This window comes from Streptococcus sp. NLN64 (assembly GCF_015831295.1).
Lineage (GTDB): Bacteria > Bacillota > Bacilli > Lactobacillales > Streptococcaceae > Streptococcus.
The window spans coordinates 1-10,508 of the sequence record NZ_JADXDQ010000019.1 but is presented as its reverse complement, the minus strand read 5'-3'; the positions used below and the strand labels follow the sequence as shown (position 1 = coordinate 10,508).

Genomic DNA, 10,508 nt, shown 5'->3' with positions numbered 1-10,508 from the left:
TAAAAAAAAAAAAAAACCACCAATATTTTGATTTAGTTGTTTGGTCTGATTTTTTTAGACAGACTGTCCAAAAAAAGAGACTGGAATCATTCATCCAATCTCTATCAATAACTAGAAAAAAACTAGTGTAGTCTTTTAGTTTACTTTTAGTACAAGGCAGCGAGTCGTAGACAGCTCAAAATCTCTAGGGGAGATTTTGAGCTTACTGAAACACTTTCGAAGAAAGTTTCAAATAAGTACATAAGTACAGCAAGACGAGCTAACAAAGTAACAAAAGATAAGCTAAAAGGGGATATCACAACCTATTCAAGGCAGCTTCTATATGCTTCAAGGACTTATCTTTCCCCAAAAGGAAAATGGTATTTGGCAAATCTGGGCCATGCATCTCACCAGACACCGCCACACGAATTGGCATAAAGAGATTTTTTCCTTTAACACCTGTTTCTTTTTGAACTTCCTTGATCAACGGAGCAATCTGGTCTACTTGGAAATCTTCCTCAGACAAATCCGCTAGTTTCTGACGGAAGGTTGACAAAACAAGAGGAACAGTCGCACCTGCTAATACCTCAGCTGCTTCCTCCGAAAGCGTTGGGAAGTCACCAAAGAAGAGATCTGTCAGAGGCACAATGTCCTCTGCCGCAGTCAATTGCGGTTGGTAAAGGGAAACCATCTCCGCAGCCTTATCCGTCCAACGACCAGCTTCCTCTAAGAATGGTTTGGTCAAAGTTAAAACAGTTTCCAAGTCAGCCTTCTTGAAGTATTCATTACTCATCCAGTCCAGCTTCTTCTGATCAAAGGCTGCAGGGGACTTGCTGAGACGGGCTTCATCAAACAAGTTCACTAATTCTGCCTGACTAAAGATTTCTTCCTCCCCACCTGGGTTCCAGCCAAGAAGAGCGATAAAGTTAAAGACAGCTTCTGGCAAATACCCTTTTTTGCGATAATCTTCAATAAATTGAAGGGTATTGGTGTCCCGTTTAGAAAGTTTCTTGCCAGTTTCACTGTTGATGATCAAGGTCATGTGGCCAAAACTTGGTGCTTCCCAACCTAGGGCTTCGTAGACCATCAATTGTTTTGGCGTGTTCGCAATGTGGTCATCGCCACGGATAACGTGTGAAATCTCCATCAAGTGGTCATCAACAACCACCGCAAAGTTATAGGTTGGGTAGCCATCGCGTTTCTGGATAACCCAGTCACCACCAATGTTTCCCCCTTCAAACTCAATCTCACCCTTAACCATGTCTACCCATTTGTAGATGTGGTCTTCTTTTACGGCTAAACGAACGGTTGGCTGGATACCAGCAGCTTTCCGCTCAGCAATATAAGTCGCTTTCTCGTCTTCAGTCATCCCTAAGAATTCATTGATATAACGAGGTGTTTCACCAGCTGCTTCTTGGCGTTCTCGTTCTGCGGCCAATTCTTCCTCTGTTACATAAGACTTATATGCCAAACCAGCTTCTAACAATTGATCGATGTAGGTTTGGTAAATTTCCAACCGTTCTGACTGGCGGTAAGGACCAAAGTCACCCGGATTTACCGGACTTTCATCCCAATCCATACCCAACCAGGCTAAGTTTTCCAACTGTGAACGCTCCCCGTCTTCCACATGGCGCTTGCGGTCGGTATCCTCAATCCGGATCACAAAATCACCGCCATGGTGGCGAGCAAATAAGTAGTTAAAGAGCGCTGTCCGCGCATTTCCAATATGCAAAAGTCCTGTTGGACTTGGTGCATAACGCACCCGAATCTTGTTTGTCACAATCCTATCCTCATTTAATCTTTTTTTGAAATTATACCACAAGTCTAGGGATTCAAAAACTGGTCTGGATCAATCTCCCACTCTCCAAAAATCCCCGGTTCCAAGACCCAATTCCGTCGAGCCTGCAAGTGCTCAACTGGTTCTTGAGCCAAAAGCAGGTTGGTCGCCTTATCTTCTATAGCTAGGAAGCGCAGCTGCCGATTGGCCGCATAGCCTCCTAAATCTGCAGCGATTTCGTAAACATAGACCTGCTCAGGATCCACACTGTCAATAAAATCCAATAATTGATCTTCTATATAGTTTCGATCACTCACCATCCTCTACTCCTCGTAATATAATTTTAGCGGGTTATTAAAACCCAGTTTGGACAATAATTGTATCATTGCTTGACTATTGCAATGTTTCCCCAGAACAATAGAGTTATGGAAAAGACTCATGGTTGTTTCTTACCATCCTTTACCAAGAGAAGCACTGCCTGAGCAGCCATCCCTTCTTCACGTCCCACAAATCCTAGTTTCTCCGTTGTGGTTGCCTTGAGATTCACAGCTTGCTCCTCCATGTGGAGCAGGTCTGCAATCCTTTTTTTCATAGCTGGCAAATGCGGTGCCATTTTGGGTCGCTCAGCCAAAATGGTCGCATCGATATTGCCAACGCGATAGCCTTCTTTTTTCATTTCTTCATATACGGAAGCCAAAATTTTAGTAGAAGCAATACCTTTCAATTCGGGATTGGTGTCTGGAAAGGCATGACCGATATCTCCACGTCCGAGCGCTCCGATAAGGGCGTCGGTAATGGCATGAAGGAGAACATCCGCATCGGAATGCCCCTTGAGCCCACGGTCAAAGGGCACGTGAATGCCCCCCACAATCAAGGAACGGCCTTCTACCAGCTCATGCACATCATAGCCTTGGCCAATTCGGATCATTTGAAACCTTCCTTTCTAAGGAATTGCCCTAAAATGAGGTCTTCTGGCGTTGTCATCTTCACATTCCAGTAAGAACCCGGAACCAGCCCCACCTTGACAGAGCTAAAAGTCTCCACGAGACTCGCATCATCCGTCCCCAAATAACCTGCCTGCAGAGCCTTCTTATGCACTTCCGCTAATAAAGCAGCTTCAAAAAATTGCGGCGTCTGAGCCGCCATCAAGCGCTCCCGTGGCACCGTTTGCTGAACACGTCCAGCATGCACTTCTTTAATGGTATCCTTAACAGGCACTGCCAGAATAGAATTAGGCTGACCCTTGAGGTCCTGGAGCTGGTCCGAACTGATGAAAGGGCGGGCTCCGTCATGAACCATAACCCAATCTGCGTCCACATAGGCCAAACCCAACCGCACTGAATCCTGACGTTCCGGTCCGCCCGTAACAAAAAGGACCTGTGGAGATAGATAATCCTCAAAGGCTGGTCTGTCCTCAGGACGGCCAACTAGCAAAATACGCTGGCAATCCGGATCCGCCTGAAAGACCTGCAGGCTGTAAACAAAGATGGCTTGCCCGTCTAACTCTAAAAGAATTTTATTCCGGTCAGCTCCCATCCGGCGGCCTGAACCAGCCACCAGTAAAATGACATCATACTTCATCCAAACACCTTCTGCAAGACTTCTGAAATGCGGGTCACACCAATTACTTCAATTCCTTGGGGAAGTTTGACGCCCTGAAGGGAATTCTGAGGAACATAGACTTTTTTGAACCCTAATTTAGCAGCTTCTTGAATCCGCTGTTCCACGCGGTTAACCCGGCGGATTTCTCCCGTCAAGCCGATTTCTCCGATAAAGGCTTCATCTGGCTGTGTCGGTAAATCCTTGTAAGAGGAGGCAATCGCTACCGCAACCGCCAAGTCAATAGCCGGCTCATCTAGCTTAACCCCACCAGCTGACTTGAGATAGGCATCCTGATTCTGCAAGAGTAAACCGGCCCGTTTCTCTAAAACGGCCATGATGAGACTGGCTCGATTAAAATCAAGACCCGTTGTGGTTCGCTTCGCATTCCCAAACATTGTTGGCGTCACCAAGGCCTGAACCTCCGCCAAAATGGGCCGAGTCCCTTCCATGGTTACCACAATAGAAGAGCCAGTAGCCCCATCCAAGCGTTCCTCTAAGAAAACCTGACTGGGATTTTGCACTTCCACCAAGCCTTCCGACTGCATCTCAAAAATTCCAATTTCATTGGTTGATCCAAAACGGTTTTTAACAGCCCGCAAAATTCGGAAAGTATGTTGGCGCTCCCCTTCAAAATAAAGAACCGTATCCACCATATGTTCCAAGGTCCGGGGACCTGCAAGCGTTCCCTCCTTGGTCATATGTCCAACAATGAAGGTGGCAATTTTATTGGTTTTGGCCAACTGCATCAGCTGATTGGTCACTTCCCGTACTTGACTGACAGAACCTTGGACGCTGGAGATATCTGGCGATAGGATTGTCTGAATCGAATCGATAATCAGATAGTCCGGTTTCAAACGCTCAACCTCTGTCCGAATACTATCCATATTGGTTTCAGCATAGAGATAGAAGTCTGAATCAGGATCCCCCAAACGCTCAGCCCGTAACTTGATTTGTTCAGCAGATTCTTCTCCACTAACGTAGAGAACGGTCCCCAGTTGTGCCAATTGGGTCGAAACTTGCAGGAGCAAGGTGGATTTCCCTATCCCCGGATCTCCCCCGATCAAGACTAGACTACCCGGAACCACCCCGCCACCAAGGACGCGGTTAAATTCTTCTAAGCCTGTCTTTGTCCGGGATACGTCGATGGAGGTCACCTGATTGAGTTTCATCGGTCTAGCCTTTTCACCCGTCAGACTCACGCGCGCGTGCTTGACCTCAGCCTGTTCAATTTCTTCCACAAAAGAGGACCAAGCCCCACAATTTGGACAGCGGCCCATGTATTTGGGGGAGTGGTAATCACAGTTTTGACAAATAAAGGTTGATTTTTTCTTAGCCATGGGAACTCCTAACGACCCGTGGAACCAAAGCCGCCTTGGCGTTGGCCACTAGCCTGATCCCCATCCGCCAAGAGGAAGGGCACAAATACAGCTTGAACAATCCGTTCTCCTACTTCCAGAGAAACCGGCTGATCGGTAATATTCTGCATCTGGGCAAAGATGTGCCCCTCATTGGCTTCATTGCCATAGTAATCTCCGTCAATCACCCCGACGGAGTTAATCAAGACCAACCCCTTCTTGCGCGGGTTCGATGAACGATCATAAAGATAGAGCACTTCATTGGCTTGCATATAAGCCTTGACCCCCGTTGGAACCAGCTTGATTTCGCCCGGTTCAAGTACCATAGCCTCCGCAACTTTAAGGTCATAGCCAGCAGCCTGAGCCGTCTCTCGCTTTGGTAACAACTGACGATCACTGTAGTGACTGACTAATTCAAAACCACGTAAACGCATGACTTCCTCCTATTTCTCATTCCTTTTATTATACACCAAAGGAGAGAGTCCTTGGGTTTGAAAACTTACCCCGCATTCACTTGGCTTGACCAGAAGCTGAACGGGAGGCAGCGCCAATCACTCACACCAAAGCCAGTCGATGCTGCCTTTTGGTATAATGGTTAGCAAGAGAAAGGAGCTCCTATGTTTTCAGACCTACCTGCCAGTTTTCTGCAGATGTCGGCGATTTTTTTATCCATTGTCATCGAAGCCTTGCCTTTCGTGCTCCTTGGCAGCATTATTTCGGGCTTCATTGAAGTCTACTTGACACCCGAAAAAGTCGTTCGTTTTCTACCTCAAAACAAATTTTTGAATATCCTGATTGGGTCCTTTGCAGGCCTGATTTTTCCCTCTTGTGAATGTGGAATTGTCCCCATTATTCACCGCTTTCTCAAAAAGAAGGTGCCGACCTATACGGCCCTTCCCTTTTTGGTAACAGCCCCTGTGATAAATCCCATTGTCCTGTTTGCGACCTTTTCCGCCTTTGGGAACTCCTGGCTTTTTGCCCTGACCCGCGCTTTAGGTTCGCTCATCTTAGCTCAAGTCCTAGGGATTCTCCTTGGCTTCGTCTGGACAGAGGACATCCTAACCAACCATCAGGAGAACTTGCCCTTGCACGGCCACAAGCACACAGACCAAGGACAGGGACACTTTTTTCAAGCCTGGGTTCATGCCCTTGATGAATTTTTCGATTCTGGCCGCTACCTGATCCTCGGTGCCCTTTTTGCCAGTTGTGTTCAGGTTTACGTACCTACGCGCATCCTGATCAGCATCTCCAGCAGTCCCTTCGTTGCCATACTCATCCTAATGGTGCTCAGTTTCCTCCTCTCCCTTTGCAGCGAAGCCGATGCCTTCATCGGATCCTCACTCTTGGGAACCTTCGGAATGGCACCCGTTATGGCTTTTCTAGTCATCGGTCCCGTCCTTGACATCAAAAACCTGCTCATGATGACCCGCGTTTTCAAAAAAACTTTCATTCGCAATTTCATCCTGGTCACCGTACTTGTCGTATTCCTCTTTGCAGCTAGTTTGGAGGTGCTCCTATGATTCGTTTTCTCATTTTAGCCGGTTACTTCGAGCTCAGCCTCTACCTGACCTGGAGCGGCAAACTCGACCACTACATCAACCTGCACTATTCCTACTTAGCCTATCTCTCCATGGCCCTGACTTTCCTCTTGGCCCTCATTCAATTACGCCTCCTTTTGAAGGAAGAAAAAGAAAAGGGCTCATCCAGTCAACGATTAGCCTATCTAGCCCTAGCTATCCCTCTTCTAGTAGGCTTTCTCTTCCCCACCGTCAGCCTCGATTCCACGACTGTTTCGGCTAAGGGCTACCAATTTCCCCTAGCAGCAGGGACATCGGCAGAAATCCAGGCAGACGAAGGAACAACGAGTCAGTACCTGAAACCCGACACCAGTTCCTACTTCACCAAAAAAGCCTATGAGAATGAAATGCAGGCTGTAGCCGCCAAGTATCTCAAAGAAGATACCATCCAGGTGACTACACAGAACTATATGGAATTTATGGAAGCTCTCTACGATTATCCTGACCAGTTCCTGGGCAAGGAAGTCCAGATGAGCGGCTTTGTCTACAACGACCCCAAACAAACCCAGCAACAATTCCTCTTCCGTTTCGGGATTATCCACTGTATTGCAGACTCCGGTGTCTACGGACTCCTAACCACCGGCCAAGACCAATCCTACCCCGACAATACCTGGGTCTCCGCCAAGGGTAAAATTGCCATTCATTTCCATAAAGACCTCAACCAAAGCCTACCTACCTTGGAGCTGACAGACTGGACTCGCATTGATGAACCCACAAACCCCTATGTTTACCGAGAATTTTAACTTCGTCACCCTCAATATTAAAGTTTTAGACAAAAATCTTAACTTTTCTACATCATCTAATAAAATTACTTTGACTCAGTGGTTGATTGGTGTTTTCCTTCGCTTTTATTGAGAGAACATTTCATGTTCTCTGATCTATAAACTCAAAGAGTCAATTCCTGACTCTTTGACCTCCGAAAACAACCTAATCAACTGTGCGGGGGTCGGACAACGAACTCTTCTCAATTGAGAGAGTTCTGCCCAACTCCTATTCGGCTGTGGTTTTAATTTGCCCATTTTCCAAGCGTACAATCCGCTCCAGCCTCTGAGCCAGATCCAAACGGTGTGTGATAACAACCAGTGTTTTATCCAAGTCCAAGAGACGGTCAAATACCCGCTCTTCCGTCTCTGGATCCAAGTGGCTGGTCGCCTCATCCAAAATGAGGAATTCAGCCCCTGTCAAAAGGGTCCGAGCTAGGGCTAAACGCTGAATCTGCCCAGTAGACAAAGCCGTCCCGTCCGTCCCGACTTGCGTATCCAATCCCATAGGCAAGGCTGCCACAAACTCCGCAGCTTCAACTAATCGTAAAACCTCCCACAAGTCAGCCTCAGCTGTTCCGACCGCAGCCGCCCAGAGTAGATTCTCCCGTAAATTTCCTTGGAATAAGCCCGCATTTTGAGCCAGATACTGGACTTGCCTCCGCAGGTCACGAGGATTCATACGAGAAAAATCTTGTCCGGCCAGCATGACCTGCCCTTCCAAGGGTTGGTAGAATCCAACCAGCAATTTGGCGAGACTGGTTTTGCCAGAGCCGGATATCCCCAGAATACCTAGTTTCTGCCCACGAGGAATCTCCAAATTCACAGCTTTAAGGAGCGGACTTCCGTAATCATAGGCAAAGCTAACACTCCGCACTGATAAACCACTTTGATCGCCAATCAAAGATTCTTGTCCGCTCCCTTTTTCCTGTGGCACTTGATAGACCTCCTGTAGACGCTGATAGGCCACTTGAGCCTTTTGGACCTGTACTTGAATCTGGAGTAGGTTTTCCAAAGGTCCTGTAAAATAAGCCAAGAGACTGGTGAATGTGAGGAGTTGGCCCAGGCTCAGATACCCCTTGAGCATCAGGTGAGAGCCCCACCAAAAGATTGCCACCGTTGTCCCTAGTTGCAAGGCGCTTTTGAGGGCAGCCTGAATCTGTTCGGCACAACTGTAGGCGCAGATCTTATCCCAAAAGTTTTCCAAGTAGTCCTTATTCTGAACCAGGGCTCCGTCTTCAATCCCCAAAGCCTTGAGGGTCTCCATGTCTTTGATATGATCCATCAAACTAGAGGATAGTTGGGAGCCCGCCTCCAATTGTTCCTGATGATAGCCCTTAAATTTTTTCTGAAAGGCAAAAAATAATAGGGTGTAGAGAGGGACCAAAAGCAAGGCCAGTAGAAAGAGCTGCGGCGATTGCCAAGCAAGGGCAAGGCTTAGACTAACCAAGGTTAGACCATCTAAGAGCAGAGTGAGGCCCAACGAGGCTAAAGCTTCAATGATTTGGTTGGCATCTGTGAAGCGAGAGAGAATTTCGCCGCTACGGCGCGTGGCGAAAAAGCTCATCGGCAAACTGAAAACATGAGCTAGATAATCCTCCAGCAACTTTAGCGAAAGCTGGCGACTCAAGAGGACCAAGGGATATTGTTTGCAAAATTGCAGAAAGGCTTGAAGGACTGCTGCAAAAAGCAAACACGCACTTAGGCGACTAATCCAGTCCATACGGCCTTGTGGCAAGAAGGTGTCCACAATCCACTGCAAACCATAAGAAGACAAAATAGTGACAAGGGTCAGGCAGAAACTCATGATAACAATGACTGTAAAAAGGCCCCGCTCCTGAAAAAGCAGACGAAAAAGTGACCAGAAGGATGCTTCCTTCCGCTTCTGAGCCCGATAGTCCGGACCTGGCTCGAAGAACAGAGCAACACCTGTCCATTCCTTCAAAAATGCAGCATGACTCCGTTCCACCAAGCCCACCTGCGGATCTGGGTCGGCTAGATAAACACTGGTATCTGTCACCCGATAAACCACATAGTAATGCAAAAACTTCTCGTCCTTCACCACATGAACCAAAGCCGGCTTCTCCGCCACCCCACTTGCAAGATTCTCCAAATCCAATTTCAAAGGCTGACAGATCAAGCCCAATTCTTCCCCAGCTTTGACCAGACCATAGGCTGTCGTCCCATTTAAACCCGTTTTGCTTAAGGTCCGCAAATAGGCCAGGGTATAATCTGAACCATAGTAGCTCAAAAGCATGGCCAAACAAGCCACCCCACAATCCTTCCAGTCCACCTGCATCCGATAGTCTTTTTTCGAAAACATAAGATCCCTCCTACTTATTGATTCGGAAGAGAAATGAAAAAGAGGATAGGTAATAAAATCCTAACCTCTTAATTTTAGTCACCGGAAATTGCTCAGCAATAGATGACCTTCAACTTATGAAATGGCCAATCACACTAGCAGGTGTATCTAAAAACCCTTTTGATACGTTCAATTGGATACAGCAACACAAGGATAGCTTAATTTATCTCGAACAGTCTGAAACAAATCTATAATTTTGTCTGGTGTATCTTGGGAAAATGTATAATGTATTACTCCATGGTTCATTTCACCCGCAACAATCCAAGGACGAATTTGGCGGTGAAAAATCACCGTTTCTCTATTGGGAATAGCCATCACTTCCATGAACAGACCTCCTCTACTTTTTGAAATAACGCTGGATCAACATTTTTAGCTCCTAAGACAGCAACATCAGCCACTAACTCGTTCACGTTACCCATTCGAAATGCATCTTCAACATTTGGACTAATTTTTAATAAATAATTAAAATCACAATTCATTTGCCCCTTAACATAGGAATAGAGCGAAGTATTGAGGGCAAACATAGCTTCTTCAATAGTATTGTAGCTCTTTTTATAAGCTTTGTAAAATCGTTTTGCGGAATCCCAGTGTCTTTTATGGGTCAATTCATGAACCAATGTATCTCTCACATTTCTAGCCGCAAAGTACCCATCGGCCAAAATATTTGAAAACAATTGATCAGAATTAAGAACATCGCTGACAAACAGTATATCTTTCTTGTAATTATAACCCGCAAAGCCGTGTAGTTTTGATTTTTTTAGAACTACAATTTTGGGAATTGAGTACCCATCCAAATTGTTTAAATTTTTCTCAATCGTACTGACCGTATCACGAATCTTTTTACTGGTATCTTGAACCCAGATATCAAAGTCCGAGCCTTCTACCTTTTGGGCTCGCACCCTCACTATACCATCAACTTCGAAAAGACATTTCCTCCCCATCCAGTCAATTAGTTGCTTCCCTAACCACCTCGTAATATAAGTTTAGAGGGTTATTAAAACCCAGTTTGAACAATAATTGTATAAATACTTGACTATTGCAATGTTTCCCAGAACAATAGAGTTATGGAAAGGACTCATGGTTGTTTCTTATCCT

11 protein-coding genes are annotated in these 10,508 nt (G+C 46.2%); 2 read left to right on the top strand and 9 right to left on the bottom strand.

The window, feature by feature from the left end; genetic code table 11:
* Nucleotides 1-295: 295 nt before the first annotated feature.
* The 6 genes from gltX to I2503_RS04315 all read right to left on the bottom strand — a co-directional run bounded on the left by gltX (nt 296) and on the right by I2503_RS04315 (nt 5,147).
* Nucleotides 296-1,759 carry a glutamate--tRNA ligase gene (gltX, locus tag I2503_RS04340; protein WP_196967150.1) on the bottom strand — a complete coding sequence of 488 codons (1,464 nt, stop codon included), beginning with the start codon at nt 1,757-1,759 and terminating at the stop codon, nt 296-298.
* A gap of 44 nt (nt 1,760-1,803) precedes the next feature.
* The gene (locus I2503_RS04335) at nt 1,804-2,076 is read right to left on the bottom strand and encodes a hypothetical protein (RefSeq protein WP_196091255.1); all 273 of its coding nucleotides are present in this window, start codon (nt 2,074-2,076) and stop codon (nt 1,804-1,806) included.
* Nucleotides 2,077-2,192: 116 nt separating this feature from the next.
* Nucleotides 2,193-2,684: a 2-C-methyl-D-erythritol 2,4-cyclodiphosphate synthase gene (ispF, locus tag I2503_RS04330; protein ID WP_196967149.1), complete on the bottom strand. Its 492-nt coding sequence runs from the start codon at nt 2,682-2,684 to the stop codon at nt 2,193-2,195.
* Nucleotides 2,681-3,337, bottom strand: a complete 657-nt coding sequence (gene ispD, locus I2503_RS04325) for a 2-C-methyl-D-erythritol 4-phosphate cytidylyltransferase (protein WP_196091257.1) — start codon at nt 3,335-3,337, stop codon at nt 2,681-2,683. The genes ispF and ispD overlap by 4 nt, the downstream gene beginning before the upstream one ends.
* Nucleotides 3,334-4,695, bottom strand: coding sequence for a DNA repair protein RadA (radA, locus tag I2503_RS04320; RefSeq protein WP_196091258.1), 1,362 nt, complete (start codon nt 4,693-4,695; stop codon nt 3,334-3,336). Before radA ends, ispD begins: the two co-directional genes overlap by 4 nt.
* A gap of 8 nt (nt 4,696-4,703) precedes the next feature.
* Nucleotides 4,704-5,147 carry a dUTP diphosphatase gene (locus I2503_RS04315; RefSeq protein ID WP_196091259.1) on the bottom strand — a complete coding sequence of 148 codons (444 nt, stop codon included), beginning with the start codon at nt 5,145-5,147 and terminating at the stop codon, nt 4,704-4,706.
* A gap of 183 nt (nt 5,148-5,330) precedes the next feature.
* Between I2503_RS04315 and I2503_RS04310 the strand changes: the two genes are divergently transcribed.
* Nucleotides 5,331-6,233: a permease gene (locus I2503_RS04310; RefSeq protein ID WP_196967148.1), complete on the top strand. Its 903-nt coding sequence runs from the start codon at nt 5,331-5,333 to the stop codon at nt 6,231-6,233.
* Nucleotides 6,230-7,033, top strand: a complete 804-nt coding sequence (locus I2503_RS04305) for a TIGR03943 family protein (RefSeq protein ID WP_196091261.1) — start codon at nt 6,230-6,232, stop codon at nt 7,031-7,033. The genes I2503_RS04310 and I2503_RS04305 overlap by 4 nt, the downstream gene beginning before the upstream one ends.
* A 247-nt stretch (nt 7,034-7,280) precedes the next feature.
* On the opposite strand, the gene I2503_RS04300 is transcribed toward I2503_RS04305, so the two are convergent.
* From I2503_RS04300 to I2503_RS04290, 3 genes are all read right to left on the bottom strand, one after another.
* A complete protein-coding gene (locus I2503_RS04300) occupies nt 7,281-9,374 on the bottom strand; it encodes a peptide cleavage/export ABC transporter (protein ID WP_196967147.1) in 2,094 nt (697 codons plus the stop codon).
* 168 nt (nt 9,375-9,542) lie between these two features.
* The gene (locus I2503_RS04295; protein WP_196967146.1) at nt 9,543-9,737 is read right to left on the bottom strand and encodes a hypothetical protein; all 195 of its coding nucleotides are present in this window, start codon (nt 9,735-9,737) and stop codon (nt 9,543-9,545) included.
* Entirely contained in the window at nt 9,728-10,354 is a 627-nt protein-coding gene (locus I2503_RS04290; RefSeq protein ID WP_196967145.1) for a Wss1p-related putative metallopeptidase, read from the bottom strand. The genes I2503_RS04295 and I2503_RS04290 overlap by 10 nt, the downstream gene beginning before the upstream one ends.
* Between the last annotated feature and the right edge of the window lie 154 nt (nt 10,355-10,508).